The 25,384-nt window shown below is 64.7% G+C and carries 26 protein-coding genes and 5 pseudogenes; 11 read left to right on the plus strand and 20 right to left on the minus strand.

Annotation, left to right across the window (positions count from 1 at the left end; genetic code table 11):
• Positions 1-5 precede the first annotated feature (5 nt).
• The gene (locus tag AADZ55_RS14605; RefSeq protein WP_085327209.1) at positions 6-2,654 is read left to right on the plus strand and encodes a helix-turn-helix transcriptional regulator; all 2,649 of its coding nucleotides are present in this window, start codon (positions 6-8) and stop codon (positions 2,652-2,654) included.
• A gap of 107 nt (positions 2,655-2,761) precedes the next feature.
• Here AADZ55_RS14605 and AADZ55_RS14610 read toward each other — a convergent pair whose 3' ends face one another.
• The 11 genes and pseudogenes from AADZ55_RS14610 to AADZ55_RS14660 form a co-directional block, all read right to left on the minus strand.
• Entirely contained in the window at positions 2,762-3,667 is a 906-nt protein-coding gene (locus AADZ55_RS14610) for an ESX secretion-associated protein EspG (protein ID WP_341286313.1), read from the minus strand.
• Positions 3,668-3,731: 64 nt separating this feature from the next.
• Positions 3,732-3,866: pseudogene (locus tag AADZ55_RS14615) on the minus strand (WXG100 family type VII secretion target); the annotation flags it as partial.
• Complete coding sequence (locus tag AADZ55_RS14620; protein ID WP_423202400.1) at positions 3,827-4,114, minus strand: PE family protein; 288 nt, start codon at positions 4,112-4,114, stop codon at positions 3,827-3,829. The pseudogene AADZ55_RS14615 and the gene AADZ55_RS14620, both read right to left, overlap by 40 nt.
• Before the next feature lie 371 nt (positions 4,115-4,485).
• Entirely contained in the window at positions 4,486-5,397 is a 912-nt protein-coding gene (locus AADZ55_RS14625; RefSeq protein WP_341286314.1) for an ESX secretion-associated protein EspG, read from the minus strand.
• Between the two features lie 64 nt (positions 5,398-5,461).
• Positions 5,462-5,584 (minus strand): annotated as a pseudogene (locus tag AADZ55_RS14630) (WXG100 family type VII secretion target); the annotation flags it as partial.
• A 27-nt stretch (positions 5,585-5,611) separates the two neighbouring features.
• Entirely contained in the window at positions 5,612-5,743 is a 132-nt protein-coding gene (locus AADZ55_RS14635) for a hypothetical protein (protein ID WP_423202316.1), read from the minus strand.
• Positions 5,744-5,799: 56 nt separating this feature from the next.
• The gene (locus AADZ55_RS14640; RefSeq protein WP_242670338.1) at positions 5,800-6,270 is read right to left on the minus strand and encodes a hypothetical protein; all 471 of its coding nucleotides are present in this window, start codon (positions 6,268-6,270) and stop codon (positions 5,800-5,802) included.
• Positions 6,254-6,721, minus strand: a complete 468-nt coding sequence (locus tag AADZ55_RS23585) for a PPE family protein (RefSeq protein WP_423202317.1) — start codon at positions 6,719-6,721, stop codon at positions 6,254-6,256. The genes AADZ55_RS14640 and AADZ55_RS23585 overlap by 17 nt, the downstream gene beginning before the upstream one ends.
• Positions 6,722-6,834: 113 nt before the next feature.
• Positions 6,835-6,945, minus strand: a pseudogene (locus tag AADZ55_RS14650) (PE domain-containing protein); the annotation flags it as partial.
• 150 nt (positions 6,946-7,095) lie between these two features.
• Positions 7,096-7,257, minus strand: a pseudogene (locus AADZ55_RS14655) (PPE domain-containing protein); the annotation flags it as partial.
• A gap of 161 nt (positions 7,258-7,418) precedes the next feature.
• Complete coding sequence (locus AADZ55_RS14660) at positions 7,419-7,853, minus strand: SRPBCC family protein (protein WP_085327040.1); 435 nt, start codon at positions 7,851-7,853, stop codon at positions 7,419-7,421.
• A gap of 65 nt (positions 7,854-7,918) precedes the next feature.
• On the opposite strand from AADZ55_RS14660, the pseudogene AADZ55_RS14665 reads away from it, so the two are divergent.
• The 4 genes and pseudogenes from AADZ55_RS14665 to AADZ55_RS14680 all read left to right on the plus strand — a co-directional run bounded on the left by AADZ55_RS14665 (position 7,919) and on the right by AADZ55_RS14680 (position 10,594).
• Positions 7,919-8,519, plus strand: a pseudogene (locus AADZ55_RS14665) (CbrC family protein).
• On the plus strand, positions 8,516-9,136 hold the full coding sequence (locus AADZ55_RS14670; protein ID WP_242670341.1) for a class I SAM-dependent DNA methyltransferase: 621 nt from the start codon (positions 8,516-8,518) through the stop codon (positions 9,134-9,136). Before AADZ55_RS14665 ends, AADZ55_RS14670 begins: the two are co-directional and overlap by 4 nt.
• A gap of 9 nt (positions 9,137-9,145) precedes the next feature.
• Positions 9,146-10,051, plus strand: a complete 906-nt coding sequence (locus AADZ55_RS14675; protein ID WP_085327042.1) for a haloalkane dehalogenase — start codon at positions 9,146-9,148, stop codon at positions 10,049-10,051.
• Positions 10,052-10,132: 81 nt separating this feature from the next.
• Positions 10,133-10,594, plus strand: coding sequence for a hypothetical protein (locus AADZ55_RS14680; protein ID WP_085327043.1), 462 nt, complete (start codon positions 10,133-10,135; stop codon positions 10,592-10,594).
• 21 nt (positions 10,595-10,615) lie between these two features.
• Here the strand turns inward: AADZ55_RS14680 and AADZ55_RS14685 are convergent, their stop codons facing one another.
• The gene (locus AADZ55_RS14685; RefSeq protein ID WP_085327044.1) at positions 10,616-11,452 is read right to left on the minus strand and encodes a hypothetical protein; all 837 of its coding nucleotides are present in this window, start codon (positions 11,450-11,452) and stop codon (positions 10,616-10,618) included.
• A gap of 13 nt (positions 11,453-11,465) precedes the next feature.
• On the opposite strand from AADZ55_RS14685, the gene AADZ55_RS14690 reads away from it, so the two are divergent.
• Positions 11,466-12,410 carry a helix-turn-helix domain-containing protein gene (locus AADZ55_RS14690; RefSeq protein WP_119185075.1) on the plus strand — a complete coding sequence of 315 codons (945 nt, stop codon included), beginning with the start codon at positions 11,466-11,468 and terminating at the stop codon, positions 12,408-12,410.
• A 64-nt stretch (positions 12,411-12,474) separates the two neighbouring features.
• A complete protein-coding gene (locus tag AADZ55_RS14695; RefSeq protein ID WP_085327077.1) occupies positions 12,475-12,972 on the plus strand; it encodes a hypothetical protein in 498 nt (165 codons plus the stop codon).
• A 3-nt stretch (positions 12,973-12,975) separates the two neighbouring features.
• Here the strand turns inward: AADZ55_RS14695 and AADZ55_RS14700 are convergent, their stop codons facing one another.
• The gene (locus AADZ55_RS14700; protein ID WP_423202318.1) at positions 12,976-13,683 is read right to left on the minus strand and encodes a YoaK family protein; all 708 of its coding nucleotides are present in this window, start codon (positions 13,681-13,683) and stop codon (positions 12,976-12,978) included.
• A gap of 67 nt (positions 13,684-13,750) precedes the next feature.
• Positions 13,751-14,530 (minus strand): SDR family oxidoreductase, encoded by a 780-nt coding sequence (locus tag AADZ55_RS14705; protein ID WP_085327045.1) that lies wholly within the window; start codon positions 14,528-14,530, stop codon positions 13,751-13,753.
• A gap of 104 nt (positions 14,531-14,634) precedes the next feature.
• Here AADZ55_RS14705 and AADZ55_RS14710 point away from each other — a divergent pair, with 104 nt between their 5' ends.
• A complete protein-coding gene (locus AADZ55_RS14710) occupies positions 14,635-15,624 on the plus strand; it encodes an aldo/keto reductase (RefSeq protein WP_085327046.1) in 990 nt (329 codons plus the stop codon).
• On the opposite strand, the gene htpG is transcribed toward AADZ55_RS14710, so the two are convergent.
• Positions 15,607-17,550, minus strand: coding sequence for a molecular chaperone HtpG (htpG, locus tag AADZ55_RS14715; protein ID WP_085327047.1), 1,944 nt, complete (start codon positions 17,548-17,550; stop codon positions 15,607-15,609). The two genes, AADZ55_RS14710 and htpG, sit on opposite strands and share 18 nt — an antisense overlap.
• A 64-nt stretch (positions 17,551-17,614) precedes the next feature.
• Between htpG and AADZ55_RS14720 the strand changes: the two genes are divergently transcribed.
• From AADZ55_RS14720 to AADZ55_RS14730, 3 genes are all read left to right on the plus strand, one after another.
• Positions 17,615-17,974, plus strand: a complete 360-nt coding sequence (locus AADZ55_RS14720) for a hypothetical protein (RefSeq protein WP_085327048.1) — start codon at positions 17,615-17,617, stop codon at positions 17,972-17,974.
• A 59-nt stretch (positions 17,975-18,033) separates the two neighbouring features.
• Entirely contained in the window at positions 18,034-18,726 is a 693-nt protein-coding gene (locus AADZ55_RS14725; protein ID WP_085327049.1) for a cutinase family protein, read from the plus strand.
• Positions 18,727-18,832: 106 nt separating this feature from the next.
• Positions 18,833-19,075: a DUF1918 domain-containing protein gene (locus AADZ55_RS14730; RefSeq protein ID WP_085327050.1), complete on the plus strand. Its 243-nt coding sequence runs from the start codon at positions 18,833-18,835 to the stop codon at positions 19,073-19,075.
• 23 nt (positions 19,076-19,098) lie between these two features.
• On the opposite strand, the gene AADZ55_RS14735 is transcribed toward AADZ55_RS14730, so the two are convergent.
• From AADZ55_RS14735 to AADZ55_RS14755, 5 genes are all read right to left on the minus strand, one after another.
• Positions 19,099-20,022 (minus strand): amidohydrolase family protein, encoded by a 924-nt coding sequence (locus AADZ55_RS14735; protein WP_085327051.1) that lies wholly within the window; start codon positions 20,020-20,022, stop codon positions 19,099-19,101.
• On the minus strand, positions 20,019-20,210 hold the full coding sequence (locus AADZ55_RS14740; RefSeq protein WP_133056453.1) for a hypothetical protein: 192 nt from the start codon (positions 20,208-20,210) through the stop codon (positions 20,019-20,021). The genes AADZ55_RS14735 and AADZ55_RS14740 overlap by 4 nt, the downstream gene beginning before the upstream one ends.
• 914 nt (positions 20,211-21,124) lie before the next feature.
• Entirely contained in the window at positions 21,125-21,724 is a 600-nt protein-coding gene (locus AADZ55_RS14745) for a class I SAM-dependent methyltransferase (RefSeq protein ID WP_085327054.1), read from the minus strand.
• A gap of 203 nt (positions 21,725-21,927) precedes the next feature.
• Positions 21,928-23,259, minus strand: coding sequence for a hypothetical protein (locus AADZ55_RS14750; RefSeq protein ID WP_085327055.1), 1,332 nt, complete (start codon positions 23,257-23,259; stop codon positions 21,928-21,930).
• Positions 23,252-25,363, minus strand: a complete 2,112-nt coding sequence (locus AADZ55_RS14755) for a hypothetical protein (RefSeq protein WP_085327056.1) — start codon at positions 25,361-25,363, stop codon at positions 23,252-23,254. The genes AADZ55_RS14750 and AADZ55_RS14755 overlap by 8 nt, the downstream gene beginning before the upstream one ends.
• Positions 25,364-25,384: the final 21 nt, after the last annotated feature.

Genomic DNA, 25,384 nt, shown 5'->3' on the forward strand with positions numbered 1-25,384 from the left:
GGCCCATGGCGGGCGGTGTGGTTCCGCTTAACATGTCGTGGCCGTTGGTGGGACGTGAGGATGAGCTCGAGTGGGCGGCGGCCGTTCGGCGCAACAGGCGATGTCCCGGTTTGGTCGTCAGCGGCGCGACGGGGGTTGGCAAAACTCGGTTCGCGAGGGAGGTGATTGCCGCCGCGGCCGCGGATCGTCGCGTTACGGAGTGGGTCCAGGCCACGCAGGCCGCCGCGTCGGTTCCGTTCGGTGCGCTCGCCGCCTTGGTGCCTTCTAGTCCCCCGTCCCAGGAACGGATCCAGCTGTTTCAGCTATGCGCCGAGGCGCTGCGCGAGCGCGCGCGTTCGCAACGCCTCATCCTGGGCGTCGACGACGCGCATCTTCTTGACCCAGCTTCGGCGGCGCTGGTGCTGCATCTTGCGGTAAGCGGCACAGCGTTCGTGGTGGCCACCGTGCGCGCGGGCGAACGCTGCCCAGACTCGATTGTGGCGCTGTGGAAGGACCTCGGGGCGCCGCGTCTTGAGCTCCAACAGCTTGGCGCCGACCAAACAGCCGCGCTGATCGAGGCGGTCCTGTCCGGCGAGGTCGCACCAGACGTGAGCCGGTGGGCATACGGCATCAGTGACGGCAACGTCTTGTATCTACGCGAGTTGGTCAACGGTGCGCTGGCCAGCGAAGCGCTCGTGGCCGAGGGAGGGCTGTGGCGGCTGCGCTCGCGCCCGGAGCCGAGTACCGCGCTGGTGGATCTGATCTCGCGCAGCATCGAGGGGCTGGACAAGGCCGAGCTCGACACCGTTCGGCTGCTCGCGCTCGGCGAGCCGCTCAAGCTCGACACCGTGCTTCGTTGGGGCGGTGCCGGACAGCTGTCCGCGCTGGAAGCCAAAGGTCTGGCGGTGGTGGATCCGGCTACAACCGTGACCGGTGGCCACTACGTGCGTCTTGCCCACCCCCTCTATGGCGAAGTGGTGCGGGATGCGACGCCGACCCTGCGCGGCATGCAGCTTCGACTGCATTTGGCGCAGGCCGTACTTGCTGGCGGACTCTCCCGACCCGGGGACGCGCTCAGGGCGGCAACCTGGTTTGAGGATGCCGGCGCCAAGCCCGATGAGCCGCTACTTCTCGCGGCGGCGCGCGAAGCCAATGCCTGCGGCGATCCCGATCTCGCGCAGCGCTTCATCCACCGGACACCCGGCGCGCCCAGCGCGCAAAAATCGCTCATTCTGGCCCGCGCCCACGAGCTTCGACGCCGTTTCGGCGACGCGGAGGCGATCCTCGCCGACTGGGAGGGCAAGCTGGCGACCGAGGACCTTGCGGTCGACTACCTGCTGGAGCGGGCGCTTCGGGTCCAGCATCGCTGTCTGCGTCACACAGACCAAGCCCTGCGGCTGCTGGACCGGGCCAACGCGTGGTTCGGCGGTGCACAGTGGCGCGATCGGGTCGATTCGATTCGGCTGATGATCCTGGCGACTAACCGCGGTGCGGGACCCGCGCAGGTCATCCAAGCAGCCGAAAAGGTGCTCGACAACGACTACCTCGCTTCAGACATCCGCCGCCTTACGATGACGGCGTACGTACGCAGCTTGCACGACGTCGGTAGGTCGGCCGAGGCCCTGCAGCTGACCCAGCGACTCCATCGAACCATCCCGTTGCGCGACGACGCCGACGTCTACACATTCTGGGCCTGGACGTTGGTGCGTCTGGAGACCGGCCATGAGTGGACGCAGACCGAGCGGTGGCTCCTCGATGCCGACCACCACCTATCACGCGTTGACGATCCCGTGTCCCACGGCCAGATCGCGGTCGCGCTTAGCCTCTTTGCGTTGGCGCGCGGCCGGCCGCTGACCGCGATGCGCCGCGCACGCGAAGCGATCGCAGCCATGCCGCGGCCCGATCCGTCGCGCCGGGTACCGACACTGGCCTGGGTGTGCCTGGTCATCGGCGCCGCGATGCGCGGCGACGTCGGTGCCGCGCGCGAGGCGGAGGCGGGCTATCGCGAATCCATCGCCGGGGCACCAGTGGGTTTTTTGGCGCCCCAGGACATCAAAGCCCGGGCCGCGTTGGCCATCGCGGAGGGCGATCTGCGCGCGGCCTGCCGTATCCTGCTGGACGGCGTGGCCGCCGACGAGGGAATGCTGATCGACCAGGCCCACCTGCTCCACTGGGCGCTGCGCGCCGGAGTCGAACCCAAGACCGTCGCGGCGCAACTGGACCCGATCGCAACCACCGTGGGTGTACCGCTCGTCGGTGCCTTCGCGCTGCACGCCAGGGCTTTGGCCGCAGGTGACGCCGCGGGATTGCTGACGGCCGCCGACGCGTTCGCAGAGATCGGCGCCTGGCTCTGGGCGGCGGAGGCCTCCGGACACGCTGGGGTCATCGCGTTGCGCGAGGACAAGCGTGACTCGGCTCGCAGGGCGATGGCGCGAAGCGCACAACTGCGGGCCAAGTGTGAGGGCGCTCGGTCTCCGATCCTCGACGCCATCGACCTCGCGCCGGTCGAGCTCACCGACCGTGAGCGCGAGATAACTGCCCTGGCGTCGAACGGGGCGTCGAACGCCGAAATCGCCGAACGCCTGGTGCTCTCGGTGCGCACCGTCGAATCACACCTCTATCGCGCAATGCGCAAGCTCGGTGTCAGCAGCCGCGATCAGCTTCGACCCCGCTGAACACGACCGTATTCCCCGGCCGATGCTGCGATATCAGCAAGCCGAAATTCAGAAGCAGGCCAGCAAGACCCGCTCCCAGTCGGGAGCGCATCCTGTGGTCGGCCCTTTCACAGCTCCGCGCCCGAACGCCGCGCCAGGTCTCGCGCGGATCGAGTGACCAACCTCGGGTTGTGATCGGGGCCCGGAAACCACGGGCCGCCCGGTAGGTCAGTGGTCAATTGGTCGATCGCAGCGGCTATCGCCGACGGTGTTCCGGGGCGAAACGTCGAAATCCACTCGCCGTTCAACGCACGTGACGTGCTCACCAATACGCGGCCCTCGGTGGTGTCGACGATGCTAACGTCGACCTCCGCGGCGGCATACAGGTCTGCGTCGCAGCGGCAACCGACGACTATCTCGACGCATCTGCGCGGGCCGCCGAACACCGACTCCACCACCGATCGAGCCGATTCGGCAATATCCAAGTAATGAGCAACTTCCGCCACCGAGGCCCCGGCCTGAAACATCTCATCGGCCAGAGACCCCACTTCAGTCGGCAGACTCACCTCGTCGAACCGCGCCGGCGACCGGTCCACCAACCCCACACCGAGGACCGGAATCAGCGCCCCGGCGGCGCAAATGTCCAGTGCTGCCAAGGTGATCAGTTCCCCGTGGCGAAGCGCGACCACGGTCTCGGCACTGACATCGTCACAGCGCGCGACGACACCGCGGAGCAGCTCCCAAGCACCCGCGGCCGGGGCGCAAGCCACGTGGCGCAGATCGAGCCACCGGTCCGCAAAGCACACCACCCGGACCAAGTCAGCAACCGCCGGCTCGACCACACCGCGTGCAGACAGCACGCCCATCCGAGTCAGTTCCGCACTCTGGCACGCCGACCACGCCTTGTGTTCTGCGGTATCTTGATGCGGCGTCGTGATCGCCAGCACCGACGGAAAGCTGCCAGCCCCTAACGTTTCCGCGATGAAGCGGGCGTGATCGACGGTGAGCTCGACAACGTCGGGCTCGACGTTCATCACGCCCACCGACCCGCCAACCACGACGATCCCTTGGGCCGCTCTTGAACGCACGGTCACCGGACTAGGCACCCCATTTGGCGGCTTCGGCACAATCGCGGGCCAACATGGCCATGTTGTTGGACTCATGGCTGCCGGCCATCGTCCGATAGGCCCGCATCAGATCCGCCATCGCCTGATTCCACTGCGCCTGCCAACCGCCACGGCATCACCAACGGCATAACTGACACCGGACTCCGCCACACCCACCCCCGACCGACCCAGCTCCTCAACCCCTTCAGCCGCGATCGCCGCACGCTCGCTGCCCAGCGCACTAAACCCCACCGCGCTTTGCACCGACACCGGATCCGCCCCCGGCGCCACCACCGCCGCAATCACCGGCGCCAAACCCTCCGCAACCACGCGCAACGTCACCGCCCATCTCCTCCCCAGGCGCCTCAGCCGCAGAACATCACCGCAACCAGCGGAAAGATCCTGTTGACACCTGTCTTGACACGAGCCACGCAGCATTGAGCGACGCCGCACAGGATGCGTTCCCAACCACAAGCGGGTCTTGCGTGGCGCACTACTGCATTCCGGCTCGCTGCTATCGCAGTACGGCCGAGGCGAACGCAGTTCACGCTCGGCGAGGTCGAAACCGCTTGCGGCAGATGACGCCGCGCTGGCGATCGTGGGCCACCGGGGTGACTCGACGGCAGGGGAGCGCAGAGCTCATATAGTCCGAGGTCGGGAAGACCGGCCACATGACGAAGTGGCTCAGTTTGTTTCAGCAGCAACCAAGGTATGAGAAGGAGACACCGGTAGCTTGACGCTCCCAGTCACCCGCTCTTATGACATAGTGAAGCCCACAGAGCCTCAGGCGAATCGCCTGCTTCTCTCAAACCACCCACGGGGCGCCACCGAAACCACGGGCCGCCCGGTAGGTCAGTGGTCAATTGGTCGATCGCAGCGGCTATCGCCGACGGTGTTCCGGGGCGAAACGTCGAAATCCACTCGCCGTTCAACGCACGTGACGTGCTCACCAATACGCGGCCCTCGGTGGTGTCGACGATGCTAACGTCGACCTCCGCGGCGGCATACAGGTCTGCGTCGCAGCGGCAACCGACGACTATCTCGACGCATCTGCGCGGGCCGCCGAACACCGACTCCACCACCGATCGAGCCGATTCGGCAATATCCAAGTAATGAGCAACTTCCGCCACCGAGGCCCCGGCCTGAAACATCTCATCGGCCAGAGACCCCACTTCAGTCGGCAGACTCACCTCGTCGAACCGCGCCGGCGACCGGTCCACCAACCCCACACCGAGGACCGGAATCAGCGCCCCGGCGGCGCAAATGTCCAGTGCTGCCAAGGTGATCAGTTCCCCGTGGCGAAGCGCGACCACGGTCTCGGCACTGACATCGTCACAGCGCGCGACGACACCGCGGAGCAGCTCCCAAGCACCCGCGGCCGGGGCGCACGCCACGTGGCGCAGATCGAGCCACCGGTCCGCAAAGCACACCACCCGGACCAAGTCAGCAACCGCCGGCTCGACCACACCGCGTGCAGACAGCACGCCCATCCGAGTCAGTTCCGCACTCTGGCACGCCGACCACGCCTTGTGTTCTGCGGTATCTTGATGCGGCGTCGTGATCGCCAGCACCGACGGAAAGCTGCCAGCCCCTAACGTTTCCGCGATGAAGCGGGCGTGATCGACGGTGAGCTCGACAACGTCGGGCTCGACGTTCATCACGCCCACCGACCCGCCAACCACGACGATCCCTTGGGCCGCTCTTGAACGCACGGTCACCGGACTAGGCACCCCATTTGGCGGCTTCGGCACAATCGCGGGCCAACATGGCCATGTTGTTGGACTCATGGCTGCCGGCCATCGTCCGATAGGCCCGCATCAGATCCGCCATCGCCTGATTCCACTGCGCCTATCTGCGACATCACAAACTCTTTCAGAAACCGGTCGACGCGGCGGCGCCATCGGCGTCGGCCTGACCGATCGTGTGCCGCATCAACCCCGTGTTGGCGGCAAGCGCCGTGTGCGAGGCGATCAACCGCGGAATCTGGGCATCCAACAAACTCATAACGATCCTCTCGATTCGATTCTTCGGGTTACCTCTAGTTGCTGGCAATCACCTCGTTAAACCGATACCGAACCTCCATCATTGGGCGCGCCGACCAAACCGGTGCCCCAGCTGGCCGGCAGCATCGGTATCCGCGGACCGTCACCAAACTCATCACCGGCGAGCAGGGTCAACCCCGCGGGCTGCCCACCGGACTGCGTGCCTGAGGTCCCGGCGAACCCCAACGTCCCAGCACCCCGATCACAGGCCACCACGGAAACGAATCTTGCCGCCGGCATTGCCGCGCAAGCGCCGGCAAGGGGCGCTACGCTGCTTGCTGCTACTGCCCCCGCGGCCCCCACAGGTACTCCAGCCATGCTCGCCAGGGCAGTCGCGGCTGGAATGAGACTGGGCGGCAACGCGGCCACCAATGCGGTCGTAGCGCCTCCGGCCAGAGCCTCTGCCGGCGCTCCCCCCTCCGTCACCGTGTAGCCGGGCGTAAACATCATCGGCCCCCATTCGAACAGCGCGTCAACCGGATTGGTCATGAAGGCATCGACCATTGCTACCACGTTGCCGATCGGTTCGTGCGGGAACGGGGCATCCACTTTTTAAGAACCACAAGTTGAAGTCCAGGCGCGCCTCCGCCCCCACCTCGAGGAGCCCCAAATCATCGGGGGATATCCCGGAGCCGGATTGTGTGGTGCCAGCAACGTCGCCGGCAGGACCGACGCCGGGTTCGACGATGACCGGTGCTGGGCTGGTATGTGGTGTCGAGACCAACGCCGCATCCGTCACGGCCTCGTAGACGCTCATCGTGGTGGTGGCCTGGATCCAAATCCGCACATTCTCGGCCTTGTCTAGCGCGATCGGGATCGTATTGATCCCAAAGAAATTCGTCGCCACCAACATCGTATGCGTGATGTGATCGGCGGCCGTTGCCGCACTGTCGGCGCTGGCCTGGGCCAACCGGGCGACGTACGGCGCATACGCGGCCAATACGTCTCAGCGCTCGGGCCCAGCCACGCCCCTGCCGCCGGCACCGCGGCGACCATCTCGGTGAGTTCTTCGCCCGTTGACGGGCATTCGGCGCTCAGCGATGTCGACGCCGCAGCCGCCGGCGGCACCACCCCCGTAATCGGCGCCGCCGCAACAGCGTGCGCGGCCGCCAGCCGCGCGGTCAACGCCTCCACCGCCGCACCGGCCGCCGCCAAACCGTCCATCCCGCTCGCAGCGTCACCGCCGACACTCTTTCTTCCGAGGTGTTTCATCGGGCAGCGCTGCACGACCGAGGTCGAACCTAGGGGCAACTATCGCACATCCCAATTAATAAATCAAGCGTTCGTTTATATATGGCCTGTTGTCCCGAGGCATGCCTGAGCGGCTGTTTGACCAGCCACGGCCTGCAACGTAGCCACCATCGCGGTGAGTTCTTCTGCCGTCCAGGCGTATTCAGCGCTCAACGATGTCCACGCCGCAGCCGCCGCCTGCAGCCAACCCGGCCCCGGGCCACCGCTCAGCAGCGCCGAATGCAGGAGCTCCTCGACCCCTTCAGCCGCGACAGCCGCACGCTGCAGCCCGCGGTCACTCACGCGATCGCGAAAGTCAGCTAGCAGCAAGCATTCTCGGACTAGCGTCGAACACCATATGGTTCGCGTCGGGCCTGGCAAAGCCGCGCCCGATCGCGAAACCGCCGCTACCTCTCGAGCGCCTTCGCACAGGCAGACAGGATCGCGAGAAAGGTCGAGCGCAGCAGTCGACGGGTGACCGCCTCCATCAGCTTGCCTCCCGCACGAGCCGGGTGGCTGTAGTTGGTCAGCCAGTCGACGTGCGTGCCGTCACCCGATGGGGTGAAGGTCAGGGTGCCGCCCTCGTGATCGAGCGGCGGGAGGGAGCGGACGATGAGATAGGAGTAGCTGCGCGGCCGATCGTATGCCGTGATCTCCTCGCGGAACCACGCGCCAAGCCCAAATACCTCACGCACCGCGCCCGCGCCAGGCCCCGCCGAGCCTTTCGCGTACCCAGCCTTGACGGCCAGCGGCGCGGCAGCCAAATTGACCGGGTCGGCCAACCAGTCGAAGACTCGTTCCGGAGATGCGGCTATCGTCCTTTCCAAGTGGATCTCGACCATGCTGTCTCCCCTCGTGCAGCACCAGCGTTTTCCCCGGACATCCTAGACGCCGCCGACCGACCCGACTGGCGAGCACGGCGAGACGCAGGCGAAGATCATGAGATGCATGTCGAAGACAAGTCCGACTCCCAAGAGCTGCCCGAATTTCGTTATCATCCCGACCCCGTCGGCACCGGCTCGCTAGTCGCAGACCCTGTGAGTTGCGTGAGTTGCGAGCAACTCCGCCCCTACACCTATATCGGCCCGGTGTACGCGAGGGAGGAAATTGACGGCGCCATCTGTCCTTGGTGTATCGCGGATGGCACTGCGGCGAGTCGGTTCGATGCCACGTTCACCGACTCCATGTGGGCGGTGCCCGACGACGTTCCAGAGGACGCGTCGGAGGAAGTGCTGTGCCGAACACCCGGGTTCAGCGGCTGGCAGCAAGAGGAGTGGTTGCATCACTGCGGTGACGCCGCCGCCTTCCTCGGCCCGGTAGGCGCCAGTGATGTGGCCAAGCTCCCCGATGCCGTGGAGGCATTGCGCAATGAATACCGGGGCTACGACTGGCCCGACGCCAAGATCGAGGACTTTATCCAGACACTCGACAAGGACGGGCATGCGACCGCCTATCTCTTCAGGTGCCTTCGCTGCGGTGTCCACTTGGCCTACGCGGATTTCATGTGACCTCTGAGGCGAATGAGTCGACGGCGGCGGGCCGGGCCATCGATCTCTACCAGCGTCATGCTGATGCGTGGGCCGCCGATCGTGGCGATCATCTGCGTGAAAAGTCCTGGCTTGACCGCTTTTTAGCTCTGCTTCCGGACCATCCCACGGTGCTTGACGTTGGCTGCGGCCCAGGTGCTCCGATCGCGCACTACCTCATCCAACACCGCTGCCAGGTGACCGGCGTGGATGCCTCCAGCACGATGATCGCCAGGTGCGCGGCACGGTTTCCGGAACACGAATGGCACGTCGGCGACATGCGCGCGTTGGCTCTCGACCGCAAGTTCGACGGAATTATTGCCTGGGACAGCTTTTTTCATCTGCCGGGGGCTGACCAACGCCAAGTTCTTCCGCTCCTCCGGCGCCATGCGGCGCCGGGGGCAGCGCTGATGTTCACCAGCGGCCCATTCGCCGGCGAGCGGATCGGCAGGTACCTGGGTGAGCCCCTGTACCACGCGAGTCTCGACAGCGCCGAGTATCGGACGCTTTTGCACAACAATGGTTTCGAAGTGGCAACACACGTGGTGGAAGATCCCGATTGTGGTCTCCACACGATCTGGCTGGCGCGACTCAGATAGGAGCAGGTCATGGATGTCCTACGAACCCCCGACTCCCGGTTCGAACACCTGGTGGGCTACCCGTTCGCACCTCATTATGTCGACGTGGTGGCCAGCGATACCCAGCCGCTGCGAATGCACTACGTCGACGAGGGCCCTTCCGACGGTCCGCCGATCGTCTTGCTGCACGGCGAGCCGACCTGGAGCTACCTGTACCGAACCATGATTCCGCCGCTGGCCGCGGACGGGCACCGGGTGCTCGCTCCGGATCTGATTGGCTTCGGCCGATCCGACAAACCGACTCGCATCGAGGACTACACCTACCTGCGGCACGTCGAGTGGGTGACGTCCTGGTTCGAGAACCTCGACCTGCACGACGTCACGCTCTTCGTGCAGGACTGGGGATCATTGATCGGTCTGCGCATCGCCGCCGAGCACGGTGACCGGATCGCGCGGCTGGTGGTGGCCAACGGGTTTCTTCCCACCGCGGCGCGCCGCACCCCGCCCGCCTTCTATGCGTGGCGGGCGGTTGCGCGCTACTCCCCCGTGCTTCCCGCCGGCCGTCTGGTCGACTTCGGCACCGTCCGCAAGGTTCCCGCCGACGTGCGGGCCGGCTACGACGCGCCCTTCCCCGACAAGACGTATCAGGCTGGGGCCCGGGCGTTCCCGCGGTTGGTGCCAACCACACCCCATGATCCGGCGGTTGCGGCCAACCGTGCGGCATGGGACGCCCTGGGCCGGTGGGACAAACCATTCTTAGCCATTTTCGGATATCGCGACCCGATCCTCGGCCGAGCCGACCGTCCGCTGATCAAACACATCCCCGGCGCGGCGGGCCAGCCACACGCCCGCATCAAGGCCAGCCACTTTGTTCAGGAGGACAGCGGGCCCGAGCTCGCCGAACGCATTCATTCCTGGCAGCAGTCGATGCGCTAGGACACCACCCGTCACTCATGGCAGCCGGAGATCGGGAGCTCGGTCTTTGCGCGTCCGCCCTCGGGTGCGAGGATCTGGAGAATGGCAATGGAGATGGCGATGATGGGCCTGCTCGGCACCGTCGTGGGTGCCTCGGCCATGGGCGTAGCGGGCATTGTGCAGTCGATCGCAGATTCGTACTTCCCGGGAGCCGCGGCCGCCAAGGACCATAAACACCAGCTGAACGTCAATCTGCAGGCGCAGCGTTACGAGGCGGTGAGAATGTGGCGGTCGGGATTGTGCAGCGCGAGCAGCTCGTATCGGCAGTGGGAGACCGGGTCACGTGACAACGAACCGCCCAACGTGGTGGGCAACGAGTGGTTCGAGGGCTTGCGGCCACATCTGCCCACCGCCGGTGAAGCTGCGAAGTTCCGTACTGCGCGCGAAATCCATTGCGACAACCAAACCCTCATGGTCTTGTCGCTCGAGATCGGCCGTATCGAGAAGGACTGGATGGACGACGCGAACGGCCACAAGCGCCGGGCACGAAAGCGGCAGGGGTGACTGGCCGCGCCGTCGATCGGGTCAGCGGACTACCACAGTGGGATCGTCCGCAGCAACGGCGGCGCTGCTGCGGCGCCAATCCTCGTGTAGCAGCTTGCATCCGAGCCAGCCGAAGATGAGCGGGAAGACGAAGTACTGGTATTGCGTCCAAACCAGCGCTAGCAGGGTATCGGCAACGCCACCAGGCAGGTTCTGGAAGCCTCCGAACACCTCGCTGAACGAGAAGATGAACGTCGCCACAACCGGCTCTCCGGCTCCCAGGACTGGGATCAGATAGCGCATCGACGAGCGATTCTTGTTGAGCCGCCAGAAGGCCAGCGCGGTAGCGAGGTTGACGAAGGCGTAGATCTCGAGGGTGAAGAACGTCGAGTTGTGATTGACCGTGCGCAGATCGACCGAGCCAAACGATGCCAGGTCCCACCAGTACATATGCAAGACGTTCTCGCGCATCCACGAGGTATGGGCGATGACGTCATTCAGCGTATGGAGATCGTGAAAGACGTAGGGGGAGAACATGACCCACGGAATCTCCCAGAGCAGGTTCGTCATCACGTAGGAGACCATCCACAGCACCAGGCACTCGTGGAAGAGCGCCATGCGCGGGCGTTTGCGCGCCCCGGGGAGCAGCAACGGGATGAACCACCCGTTGAGCCAGATGCTGATCCCATAGAGGGAGGTTTTGGCGCTCGTCGTGAAGTCGAGCACGCCCAGATAGAAAAGGGTTGCGCAGACACCGGTCGCGCCCCAGAAGACCGCCGTCCAGATCCCGAAGGCTCGCCACGTTCGCGGCGACACCCGGCGCTCTTCGACGGCGACCGGCGCGACTTCGTCGACGTCGAAATTGGTCAGTGCGCTCATGGATAACCCTTGCATGTGTCGATATATCGACATATCGTTCGATATTGTGACGGAAAGGGTAGCCGCGGCGCCGGGCCCGAGTCAAGGCTTGTCGCCGCCGACCGAGCGGGTCGTCGCCGTGCTGGAGCTACTCGGCCGCAACCCGACCAAGCAGTTCTCGTTGGCCGAGATCTGCCGCAACCTCCACCTCAGCCGGGCCACCGGACATGCCATCCTCACCACATTGGCGGCCCGCGAATGGGCGATCAGGGATCCCGGCACGGCCCACTACACCTGGGGGCCGGCCATCGCCGCGCTGGCCCGGCCCACCGACGCCCAACTGCACCGGGCCGACCTGCAAGCGCTGGCCAAAACCACCGGCACCCAAGTTCTGCTTGCCCGCCGCGAGGGCGCCACCCTGGTGGTCATCGATAGCGTCGGCGAGTGCCTGCGCGGGCCCAGGATCGGCCGCGGGATGCGAACACCGTTCGTCGCCCCGATCGGTCGCGACTACGTCGCCTGGTGGGGCACCGATGCACAGAACCAGTGGCTGCAAGCGATCGGAACGCCAAGCCGCCAATTCCAGACGAGAATGGCATTGGTACTCAATGAAATTCGACAACGCGGCTTTGTCGTCGAACGACTCACTCACCAGTACGTGCGTGTCTACACCGCGCTGCGGGCGCTCAGCGCCGACGGCGAGGTCGACGAGATCACTACCCAACTGGCCCGCGCCTACGCCGATCTCGCCGTCATCGATGTCCTCGACAGCGAACTCGACAGCGGCACAACACACAGCGTCGCCACGATATCGGCGCCCATCCACAACGCCGATGACTCCATCACGATGACGGTCATGGCGGCGGTCTTCACCGCCCTCGACGGCGCCGCCATTCGCACGCTCGGTGGACAACTGCGCCACGCCGCCCACGGCATCGAACAACGCATCGTTCGCTACGGTGACGGGGCTTCCGCCTGAAGCGGCGTTCACCTGGCAGGTCATTCTCTACGCTGGCAGACATCCGCTTGGCGAAAGGACAGCCATGTCAGTGGCGACTCGGTTGGTAGCCATCCTCGCGCTGGGTTGGTCGGGCGTTGCGGCATGCGCCTCGCAGCAGCCGTCGCCACCGCAGGCATCTCCTCCGAGCTCGACCCAGCCACCGACGACCACCAGCCCGACCGGTTCGCCATCCACGTCAACCAGCACGCCAGAGTGCGTTGGACTATCAATATGTGCGCCGCCGCCACCGGATGCCGAGGGGAATCCGCCGTGCTTCTACTCCGATGGCTGGCAAGCTAGGTCATCTGGCGCCGGGATTGAGGTGTGGTATTTCCATGAGCCGCAGAACCTGTCGAAAGCCGAAAAGGTTACCGCGGTGGTTCGCAAGAAGGATGGCACCAACGAGTCCCAGGACGCGAACATCGAAGCCGGCCAACAAGTGCATCGCTTCGAGTTTCCGACCATCGATAAGTCCGCTGTCTCAGCAGTATTCCTCGACACCAGCAATGGCCGCTGCTTCGTGATCGGCCCGGGCAGCTAAGAGCTATTGACGCTGGGCGCGGCGGTCGCCATGAAAGTAGGTGTAACCGCTTGTCAGCGCGCATACCAGGGCAGCGACCGCCAACATCTGGCACCCACTCACGACCAAACTGATGCACCCGCCAACAGCGGCGCCGACGCCAAAGCTGGCCCACAAGATGAAATAGCCGAGCCAGTCCGCGACCTGTCCGCCGCTGATGTGTCGTTCAACGCCTTGACCGAGTTTGACCAGCGTGCCCGTCACATAGCTCAGCGGGGTGGCTACCTCGCCGTCCTTAACGAACGATGTGTTCAATGCGCCAATTCCCAAGGCAACAAACAGGACTGGCAGGAAGGAGACTTGGCTTGTTGACCATCCATCCACGCCGATGTCGACGGCAGCGGCGGTCACCAGACACAATGCGGTCAGCACCGTCGGACCGTGCGGATGGGCCAGCGACAGATGCCGTCGACACAGCGAGGCGATCACCACACCCGCGACGAACGACGCCAACAACGAAGCGGCCGCCAGCGAGAGCGACCGCTCGTTTCGGAAAAATCCCAGAATTGCGCGTTCGCTATTGCCCGTCATGAAGGTGACAAAGTACCCGGCGGAGTGGGTGAATGCCGCGGCGCCGACCAACCCCGCCACCGCGGCCAGCACCCACGACAATCGCGCCTCACGGCCGAAAATCTCGCGCATCGCGGGCGCAGACACCGCCGGCTGATCCATGGGAGTAACGTATGCGCATATTGTCATGATTGCAAGAGTTCCCGTGGCGCCACCGGCATGGCGCGCCCTAGCGCTGACCGGTGTCGAGCACCGCCCCAGTGCTCGCGGACGCACCTCTGGCAATCACGATCGGCATCGACGTCGCAGCGTCGGTACGCAGGATGGTGTGCACCACGTCGACGAGGTCCTCGACGGGCATCAGCCGGCCCGGCATGCAGCCACGTGACAACCACAGCGGGTACGCCCGCATAGCCAGCTCGCGATCCCAGCCGACGTTCATTCCCGTTTGCGCATCGCCCTCGCCGCCCGCGCACTCCCCAACAACGAGGCAGGTAAAGCCGACATCCGGGTGTTCGGCGCGCCAGGCCTCCACCAGCCTCTCCAGTGCCGCTTTGCTGACGCCGTACGCGCCGAGGCCGGGCCACGGTGGTCCGTACGTCCCCGCGTCGGAAGACAGGTAAATCGCCTTACCCCCAGAGGCCGTCAGGTGTGGCACCGCCGCCGCCGTCACCAGCGCCGCGCCGATGACGTTGGTAGCGAAGACGTTCCGCCACGTCTCGGCATCGGTATCGACCAGGCGGACCAGCGGACTGACGGCGGGAGTGTAGACGAGGTTGTCGATGCCACCTAGGGTCTCGACCACATCGTTGACGGCCGATCGGCACGATGCCTCGTCGACAACATCGCATTCGACCGCGATCGCGCTCGGCCCGGCTTCCGTCGCCGCAGCCTCGATACGTTCCCGGCGCCGGGCCAGCAACGCGACGTGATCGCCGCGCTGCGCAAGGCCTACCCCAATGCAGCGCCCCAGCCCACTCGAGGCTCCGATGACTACCGTTCTCGACATGTCCCGCCTTCAGAAACATATCTTAGGGGCCGGCGAATTCAGCCGGTGGCGTCGTCGATGATCGGATCGCGGTAGGCGTTCGCCCGCTCAGTACGGTGGGAGACATGAAATATCTGGACGTCGACGGAATCGGACAGGTCAGCCGGATCGGGCTGGGCACTTGGCAGTTCGGCTCGCGCGAGTGGGGTTACGGTGACCGGTACGCCTCCGGTGCCGCCCGTGACATCGTCAAACGAGCGCGGGCTTTGGGGGTGACGCTGTTCGATACCGCCGAGGTGTACGGACTGGGCAGAAGCGAGCGGATTCTCGGCGAGGCACTGGGCGACGAGCGCTCCGAGGTTGCCGTAGCCAGCAAGATCCTCCCAGTCGCACCGTTTCCGGCCGTGATCAAGAAGCGCGAGCGCGCCAGTGCGCGGCGGCTACGGCTGGACCGCATCCCGCTGTATCAGATCCACCAGCCCAACCCGGTCATCCCCGATTCGGTGATCATGCCAGGAATGCGCGACCTGCTCGACAGCGGCGACATCGGTGCCGCCGGTGTTTCCAACTACTCATTGGCGCGATGGAGAAAGGCCGACGCCGCGCTTGGGCGTCCGGTCGTCAGCAACCAGGTGCATTTCTCGCTCGCGCACCCCGATGCGCTCGAAGATCTGGTTCCCTTCGCCGAACTCGAGAACCGCATCGTGATCGCCTACAGCCCGCTGGCACAGGGACTTCTGGGTGGCAAGTACGGCCTGGACAACCGCCCCGGCGGCGTTCGCGCGCTAAACCCGCTGTTCGGCACCGAGAACCTGCGCCGGATCGAGCCGCTGCTGCAGACGTTGCGCGCCGTCGCCGCCGACGTCGACGCCAAGCCCGCACAGGTGGCGCTGGCCTGGCTGATCAGCTTGCCGGGCGTGGTCGCCATTCCCGGAGCGTCCAGCGTCGAACAGCTCGAATTCAACGTCGCCGCCGCCGACATCGAGCTGAGCGCGGATTCCCGCGACGCGCTCACCGACGCGGCCCGTGCGTTCCGGCCGGCATCGACCCCACGCTTCCTCGCCGATATGGTCCGCGAAAAGCTGGGAGCCGCTGACCTACACCGTGCGCGCTAGCCGGTCGGCGAGCAGCTCGGCGAACCGTGCCGGATCTTCGAGTGCGCCGCCTTCCGCAAGAAGTGCTGTGCCGTAAAGTAATTCGGCGGTCTCGGCGAGTTGGGATTTTTGGGCATCGTCAGGGCAATCCTGGTGCGCTTGGCGCAGGCCGGTGACGAGCGGATGGTTCGGGTTGAGTTCCAGGATCCGTTTCCCGACCGGAACCTCCTGCCCCGACGCCCGGTAGATCCGCGCCAGCGCCGGGGTGATGCCGAAGGCGTCGGTGATCAGGCAGGCCGGCGACTGGGTCAGGCGGGCGGACAACCGCACTTCCTTGACGTGGTCGCTCAGGGTCTCCTTCAACCAGCCCAGCAGGTCGGCGAATTCCTTCTGCTGCTCCTCGCGCTCGGCCTCACTTTGGTCCTGTTCGGAGTCCAGGTCCACCTCACCCTTGGCCACCGACTGCAGCGGCTTGCCGTCGAACTCGGTCACCGTTCCCACCCAGACCTCGTCGACCGGGTCGGTGAGCAGCAGAACCTCGTAGCCCTTGGCCTTGAACGCCTCCAGGTGCGGTGACTTCAGCAATTGCTGGCGCGTCTCGCCGGTGGCGTAGAAGATCTGGTTCTGACCGTCCTTCATGCGCTCGACGTATTCGGCCAGCGTGGTGGGTTCCTCATCGCTGTGCGTGGAGACGAACGAGGAAATGCCCAGCAGGGTCTCCCGGTTGTCGAAATCCGACAGCAGGCCCTCCTTAACGACCCTGCCGAACTGGGTCCAGAACGTGCGGTAGTCCTCTGGCCGGCTGGATTGTAGATCCTTGATCGTGGACAGGACCTTCTTAGTCAGACGACGACGGATCGCGGTGATTTGCCGATCCTGCTGCAGCATTTCGCGCGAAACGTTGAGCGACATGTCCTGTGCGTCGACCACACCCTTGATGAACCGCAGGTACTCGGGCATGAGCTGGTCGCAGTCGGCCATGATGAACACGCGCTTGACGTACAGCTGGACCCCGACATGGGCGTCGCGGTTGAACAGGTCGAACGGGGCGTGGGACGGGACGAACAGCAGGGCCTGGTACTCGAAGGTGCCCTCGGCCTTCATCGAGATGACCTCGAGCGGGTCGTCCCAAGCGTGCGCGATGTGCTTGTAGAACTCCTTGTACTCCTCCTCGGACACCTCGTCTTTAGGCCTGGCCCACAGCGCCTTCATCGAGTTGAGGGTCTCGGTTTCCTTTGTGACGACCTCCTCGCCGCCCTCTTCTTTGGCAGGGGTCCGTCGTTCAACCTCCATCCGGATGGGCCAGCCAATGAAGTCGGAATACTTCTTCACCAGGTTTCTGATCACCCACTCCCCGGTGTAGTCGTGCAGCTCGTCTTCGGTGTCCTCGGGCTTGAGGTGCAGGGTGACCGACGTTCCCTGCGGGGCGCCCTCGACGGATTCAATGGTGTAGGTGCCCTCACCGCTGGATTCCCACCTGGTGGCCACGCTCTCGCCTGCCTTGCGCGTCAGCAGCTCAACCTTGTCGGCGACCATGAACGACGAGTAGAAGCCAATGCCGAACTGACCGATCAGTTCCTCGGAGGCGGCCGCGTTCTTGGCCTCCCGCAGCTGCTGACGCAGCTCGGCGGTGCCCGACTTGGCCAGGGTGCCGATCAGATCCACCACCTCCTCGCGCGTCATACCGATGCCGTTGTCACGAACGGTAAGAGTCCTTGCACCCTTGTCTACGTCGATCTCAATGTGCAGATCGGAGGTGTCAATGGTGTTCGGGTCCAGGTCCTTGTTCCGGAGTGCTTCAATCCGAAGCTTGTCCAGCGCATCGGAGGCATTGGAGATCAACTCCCGCAGAAACGAGTCCTTGTTGGAGTAGACCGAATGGACCATCAGATCCAGCAGTTGCCGAGCCTCTGCCTGAAACTCCAACTGCTCGACATGCGCGTTCATGAGATTCCTTCCGACGAAATGGCGTCTCGAGTGTAGATATCGTCCACGACCCTATGCTCAAGGCATGGCCAGAGTGGATCCCGACGACGACAGCATTCAACGTTGGGTCGTCTACCACTACCGCTACGACCCTGACCGCAGCGAACGCAGAAATGTCGCCGTAGCCGCCTTCGACGACCCGCACGAGTTCCACGCCGAGCTCGAGACGAGGTCTGCGCAGCTCCGCGCTCGCGAGGAGTCTGCTAGCGACGTCGACGCCGCCGAACACATATCCGGGCAGATCCACCAGCCAGGCTATCGACGCCTGCAGCAGAACGCGCGCCTGCTTCGGCGCGCCATCGAGCATGGGGTCATGCCCCCACACATCGAGGACCTGGATTTGCCACTCAATGTGGCGCTGAGCCGAGCCGAGCGTTCTCGTTAGTGACGCCGACTGGGCAAACTGCCCGCGCGCCCGCGGCCGCTGGTCGCTACCATCCCACTGTGACTGATTTACTGAGCCGCCGATTTCTGACCGCGGGCGCCGGGTTAGTCCTGCTGACCGCGGTGCTGTTGACCGCCCCTGTGGTAATTCCCGCCGGCTACCCCGGGGCTGTTGCGCCGGCCACCGCGGCCTGCCCCGACGCCGAAGTGGTGTTCGCCCGTGGCCGCTTCGAATCGCCCGGGATTGGCACGGTCGGCAACGCGTTCCTCAGCGCGCTACGCTCGAAGGTCAATAAGAACATCGGCGTCTACGCGGTAAAATACCCCGCCGACAATCAAATAGACGTGGGCGCCAACGACATGAGCGCCCATATCCAAAGCATGGCCAACAGCTGCCCGAACACCCGCCTGGTGCCTGGCGGCTACTCGCTCGGCGCGGCCGTCACCGACGTGGTGCTCGCGGTCCCCACTCAGATGTGGGGCTTCACCAATCCCCTACCGGCGGGCAGCGACCAGCACATCGCCGCCGTCGCGCTGTTCGGTAACGGCAGTCAATGGGTTGGCCCCATTACGAACTTCAGCCCGCTTTACAACGATCGGACCATCGAGTTGTGTCATGGTGACGACCCCATCTGTCACCCGGCCGATCCCAACACCTGGGAGGCCAACTGGCCGCAGCACCTCGCCGGCGCCTACGTCTCGTCGGGAATGGTCAACCAGGCTGCTGACTTCGTCGCCGGAAGGCTGCAGTAACTTACCGCGCCCGAGCGCGGGTCATCACTGCACGCTTTCGCTGGGCGACAAACGCGCGCACGATGGAGGGGTCCGTGGTCATACCAAGACGAGAAGGGACTAGACGATGCAAGCGAAAGTCGGCGACTACCTCGTGGTGAAGGGCACAACCACGGAACGGCATGATCAACATGCTGAGATCATCGAGGTGCGCACCGCAGACGGCTCGCCGCCATATGTGGTGCGTTGGCTGGTAAACGGGCACGAGACGACGGTGTACCCCGGGTCTGACGCGGTCGTCGTCACCGCCGCCGAGCACGCGGAGGCCGAAAAGCGCGCTGCCGCGCGGGCCGGGCACGCCAACCGCTGAGCTTCACGCGCGCAGGCAGGGTCTTACGTGTCGAGCCCCAGCAGATTGGTGGCGTTTCGCCACAGCCAATCCTGCAGAACGTCGCGATGGACCGGCAAGGCGCGCATCTCGTCACACAGTTGCCGGTGAGGGCGGTTGATGAGGAATCCGCCGGTGCCGTAGATGATCTTGTTGCGGATTGTCGTCTGACCGAAACGCATCAGCGGCTCCCACCCAGCGCCGGACGAAGCAAAGTATTTGGGGCGGTGCGCGGCCAATTCGAGATAGACGTTCGTGTGTTTCCAAGCGATTAGGCATGCCTCAAGCACCCACGGGTAGCCGCCGTGGCTCATCAGGATAGTCAGCTCGGGAAAGCGACAGGCCACCTCATCGATATGGCGGGGGTGGCCGAGATCGCTTGGCCGTGTCCGGGTCCAGTTGGCAGAGGTGTGGATGGAAAGGGGAACACCGAGCTCCACGCATTTGGCGTAGAAGGGAAAGTAGGCGGGATCGGTGGCTGGCCGTCCAATCATGAACGGACGCAAGCTCAGACCCCAGAAGCCGTGCTCAACTATCCAGCGTTCGAACTCGTCGAGCGCTCGGGCGCCGGCCATGACGTCTGCGCCGGCAAAGGGTATGAACCGGTCGGGATAGCGGGCCGCCAGTGCGGCCACCGGGGCGTTGTTGACGAAGGTGACACCGCACGTCGACTTTTCATCGAATCCCGTGATCAAACTGCGGGTGATTCCGGCGTCGTCAAGGGAGTCCAGGATTTGGTCGTCGGTCCTGCGCAGGGACGCTGCGTAATCGCTGAACTGCTCAGCGCTGATCGGCGTCTTGGTGAAAACCTCGAAATACGGCAGCAGCTCGGCGGGAAACCCGGCCAGGAGATCCTCAACGACCTCAGCAGACGGAACGAACGGTGCCCACATGTCGATCACGGGCACCCGAGGTTCGGTCTGGGTCATGGGGTGCTCCGGAGGCCGACCGAACCCCGCAGGAAGTCATCGAAAACAGCGTCGTGCTCCACGAGGAAGGCCTGCTCGAACGTCGCACTGGTGCGACTGATCAGGTGGCACCTTGGGTACTTGAGCAGCCGCTTGGGTCCGCGATCATCGGCGGCCCAGCTTATCGTCGGGTCGGCGAGTCCGGTCATCGGCACCATCGCTAGCACAACGCCTCATCATTGCAGTGGTCATGTCGGTTCTCCCACATCAGGAAAGCTAACCGATAGGCGCGGCCATACTGCCGAGCCCCCCGGACATATCACCAGCACCCCCGGACATATCACCAGCACCCCCGGGCATATCACCAGCACCCCCGGGCATATCACCAGCACCCCCGGGCATATCACCAGCGCCCCCGGGCATATCACCAGCGCCCCCGGGCATATCACCAATGCCCCCGGGCATACCGCCATCCATCGGCGGTGGCGGTGCCAGAGGCGAAGGGTCCACAGCCGACGGTGGCGCAGCTGGCGGTAGCGGCGCAGCAGTGTATGGGCTGCCCTGGCACTGGGCTAGGTCGGGAAAGACCCCGCAACGGGGATCATTCGGGTTGTCGGGATAAGGCCAGGTGGGATCGGGGGCGTTTCCGGCGCCGTGGCACTGGCCTGCCTCGGGGTCGGCCGCGCAGCGGGGATCGTCCGGGTTGGTGGGAGGGCTACCGGGGTTGGGGCCCCGGAGAGGAACGGGTATACCGGGCATGTCTGCGACGCGGGGCGTCGCATTCGTCGGAACGGTCGCACCCGCAGCGGCTACTCCAATGAGTGCTACGGTCACAGCTGTTCTCGTCATCGCGCCGCGGATTGCCGCAACCACCGCCCAAGTCATCCATCGCTCCTGACGTGCGGGACCCAACGAGCCGCACCAACGTTTGCCGCTACCGACGCATCGCCGCATATGGTCGCATGCCCGCTTCCCATACGCCACGCGAAACAGCTATGACGCCCGTCTGGCCGGGCAGCAAAGCTTGAGGTTGGGGGTTTGAGGTTGCGGGGACGTGTCCGGCCCAGCGGATGAGTGGACGGCGTCGGTGCGCCCGCTCGCACATCCGTCCCTAGTGCTCGCTTCAGTTCGGACGATCGACCGACGCCTTGCGACGTAGCTGATACCAGCGTGCGTTGTCGATGGTGAAGCGGCGACCAAAGCGCTTGCCCACGAACGTCTTGCTGGCGGTGTGCTCGATGGTGAAGTTTGTCGAGAATCGCTCGGCGATTTCGTTGGGCCGCATCCGAATGCCTTCCCACATAACCAATAACGCCCCGGGCTTGGCCACCGCGGCGAGTTCACGCGCCAAGGCCTGTTTGCCGTCATCGGGCAGGGTGTGATAGCAGCCGTTGTCGATGATCAAGTCGAACGGTCCGGTGATGCCCTGCGCGGTCAGCTTGGTCACGTCGCCTTCGATGAAGCTGGCGCCCGACACCTCTGCCGCGGTGGCCTCGGCCTTTTTGATTGCGGCGGCCGAGAAGTCCACGCCGGTGGCTTGCCAGCCGTGTCGAGCCAGATACGCCACGTTGCCGCTGGTGCCGCAGCCGACGTCCAACGCTTTGCCGGGCGGGAGGGCGTTCGGGCCGTCGGCCAGGGCACGGATTTCGTCGGGGACCGGGGTGTCCCAGATCGGTCGGCCCACCCGGTACATGGTGTTGAACAGTGCTTTCCGCCACGACATTTGCAGGTTTCCTTGTCTGTGCTGAGACCCACAGTAGAGGTGACGAGTCCGGCGTCAAAGGGCAGCATGAGATCCGTTGACGAGGGCGCGGGGAAAAACAGAAAAAGTGAGGGATCGAAAGCCGCAGCCTCTGTGACCCCTCGCAGTTACCGCATGAAAGCGGGGTCCGCGCCCTCTTGACGATCGAACCGCACGCCCCGCGGTCAGCGCAAGTTCCGCAGGTGTACCAGCGACACTAGGCCCATTTCGCGCCGCAGCACCGCGGGCGGCAGCTGCCGAAAGCCGCGCACGCCCGCTTGCCCCGTTGCCGCCTGCACGATCTTTCGCGTGATCCGGAAGTCCACGTCCTTGAGCACCCCCCGGTCGGTCGTCGTGTCCAGGAGTGCGGACAAGCCAGCAACCGCAAACGGATTCGTCGGGTCGAGCATGACGTTTGTGGCCACCACGAGATGGCGCGCTCGCTGGCTGGCTGCCAATCGCGAGAGCGCAGCCGCTGCCGCATCGATGCGTGTCGCAATGCGTCCGACGAAGCGGCGCAGCCGATGCGGCGCCAAGGCCATGGTGCCGGCATGGCCGACCGACATGCCAAGGCAGTCGATCCGGTTGCGCCCACGATAGGCGGGGTCCTCGGCGGAGGGTTGGCCCGTTGCGCTCAGGGCGGTGCGCAGCTCCTTCTCCAGTTTCCGTTTGACGCCCAGGTCATCGAGGAGTGCATCGATCCGGGCATCCGCCTTGTGCAGCGCGGCGAGGTCAGGATGGGCGATGATGAAGTCGTCGTTGTATCGGGCGTAAAACACGCCTTCGATGCCGACGATTGCCCTGTCCATCGGTGCGACCGCCAGATTTCCCAGCACCGGGACAAGAGGCGTTCCCATGGCGACGCCGTAGCGCCGGGTGAACTGCGCACCGTCGGGATCTCGCACTACGGGTCGGACGAGGGCGGTGATGAGATTCCATGCGTCCGGCCCGATGTCGCCGCTCGGGCTGCCAAGCGCCGCCACCTCGCGCAGGGTGCGCCACAGGGCCGCGTTGGGGCCGACCGGCAGATGGTCTCCGTAGTGTTCGAAATCGGATTGCAGGACATAAAGCGGCGGGCCTTTCACCCCCACCCGCTTGCGATGGGCGCGGACGAATCCGGCGAGCGCCCGCACCGCGGCCACGTTCGTCGAACCGGGCAGGTAGGAATAGACGCCGGGAAGGCCGTAGCAGCGCGCGTTGTGCGTAAGAAGCTGAAAGAGTGCCGATCCGACTACGTGGTCGATGAATGCGGGCGCATGGGCGGCGCGAAGCTTGCCGTCGGTTTCGAGAGACCAGAGGTCAACCGGCTGTGGCCGGTATTGGCCGGTGGTGATGCTGCGGGCGATTGCCCGGGACAGGGTTCGGCGTTGGTTCGCGGTGCTGAAATAGGTGACACCGCCGCCCACCTCGCCGAAAGCCGATCCGTGCTGCCTTTTTTTGGCGAAGATCCGCAGAATCGTGTCTTCATACGTTTTCGGCTCCGCCAGTCGTCGCGCTATGTCGATGGGTTCAGTCATGGCGGGCAGACCCCACGGTGTCCATGCAACCCCAGCTGAAACGCCAAGCCTGCACGGTTTGCAACCAGCGTTTGAATACTGCGGGTTCGGGATCAGGCGGCAAAAGAAAGAGTTGGCGCAGTCTTCCGTCGTGATACAGCGGAGTGAGCAAGCGGCCAGCCAACGGAACAACGATCGCGCCGCTTTCCAGGCTTGTTACCGCCGCTGGCAATGCCGCCGCGAGAACGGCTTGCTCGAGGGTGCGCATGTCGCGTGATCCGTCGCGCGTTTCCAGGTCGAAGACGATGCCATCGGCAAAAAGCGTACGAAATTCGGAGGTCAGAGCTTCCACATCGCCCCCCTGCGGCGATACGTCATTAATCGGGCGTATCCACTTCTCGGCGATGAGCCGATCTAGCGCCGCACGTCCGCTCGCCGTCGGCGTTCCCAGGGCGTTGCCGCGGTTCGCGGCGCCACCCGTGCTCGCTTGCAGCGCCAGATGAGCGTCTTGCTTCCAATCACCGTTTGCGCATCGGTCGCGATAGACCCGTCGTTCGTAATAGACAAGTGTCGTTGCCGATCGGAACGCGAAATGCCCCTTGCCGCCAAAGGTTTGCAGCATCAGTTTCACCGCGGCGGATCTCTGCTTCGACGCGATCGAGTCCGGGATCGCGATGCTGCCGACAAGCACCGGCCCGGGCTCTCGGGCGAGCGCGCGCATCCAGTCCCCCAACATCAGCAGCGTCGGGGGCGGGGGCGGTCGGCGGTCTTGAAGATGCTGCGCGTTGATCAGCACGATGAGTTGGGTGATCATCGCCGCCGTGATCTCAATGAGGTCGGAGGCGGGATTGCGGTCGATCCAGACAAGCCACAACAACACGGCCAACAGCACGATGCTGGCCAGGTGTGTGCCGAAATGGCCCTCAGCGAACAGGCGAATCTGGTAGATGCCAATCACACTGCGGACGACAAAGAGCGGCAGGATGGCGAGCAGGAAGCTCGGCGGTACGTCGTGCAGGACGACCAGCCCGAGCGCGGCGGCAAGAGACCAAAAGAACAGTGCGATGACCGGCGCCATCCACAGGGTCCTATGAAAGTAGAAGACGCGAAATTCCCGAAGGGCCGGGATGCCGCACAGCCGGACGAAATCGAAATAGAAAAGGCCCGCGCCCTCGTATGCGCCACGGAACAACGGCAGAACCAGATAGAAAAACTGGAACGTATCGACTTGCCGCCAGGCCGAAGCGCCGGCGGTGAGGTCGAAGGACCGAGTGCTCGTCCCGTATATGCCAACGATCCCAAGAACGAGTGCGGCGTCCATGCGCAGCGCAAGCCCCGACAGGATCGTCTGCAAGCCTAGCCAGGGTGGAATCTGCGGAAGCTGCCGCCAGAAGGCGTAAGCGGGTGCCACGAGTCTCGGCCAAAGTCCGGTCAGCCGATAGACCTCGAGCGTGTAGCGCACGGTGATCCAGATGCCGATCGCATTCGACGCGATGATCGCAATGATGATCGCGGCAGTCGGGTAGAAGTAAAGGCCGACGCTGAGCAATCCCAGCTGCACGACGGTCGGCGCGAACATTAACGAAATGGGCCGGTATACCCGCCGTGTGGCGTATATCCCGGAATGAACCACCCGGACGGGAAAGCCCAGCGCAAGCTCGAGGACGACCAGGAACGCATAGAGGTGCGCGACCGGATCGTGGCCGGATGGACGCAGGAGCGCCAGCACAACACCGGCAATGATCATCAGAATCACCGCCACGATCACCGAGAGGACAAGCCAGCAGCCGATCTCACGTTCGGCCGCATCCCGTTCCCCGGACCGTGCGAACGCCCTCAGCCGCTGCCGCATTACCTCCAGCAGCCCCCACCACCCGCCGCCGACGATCAGGCTGCCGATCCGCAGCACCATCACGGTAAACGCCGCCAGGCCGCCAAGACTGGAGAGAAGAATCAGGAATTCGATGACGTGGACGGCGAATCGTGTCGTGTCGAGCAGCAGCGCATACCGCAGCCGGTAGCGGAAGTACTTGAAGATCCTGCCGGTGAGCAGGCTCGTATACAGGGAGACCGTGCGGTGTTCCCGGCGCCGGATGCGCTCGAACCAGCGGTCGATCTCGTTCACTGGACAGGTTCTCCGCGAAAT

The organism is Mycobacterium decipiens (assembly GCF_963853665.1).
Taxonomy (GTDB): Bacteria; Actinomycetota; Actinomycetes; order Mycobacteriales; family Mycobacteriaceae; genus Mycobacterium; species Mycobacterium decipiens.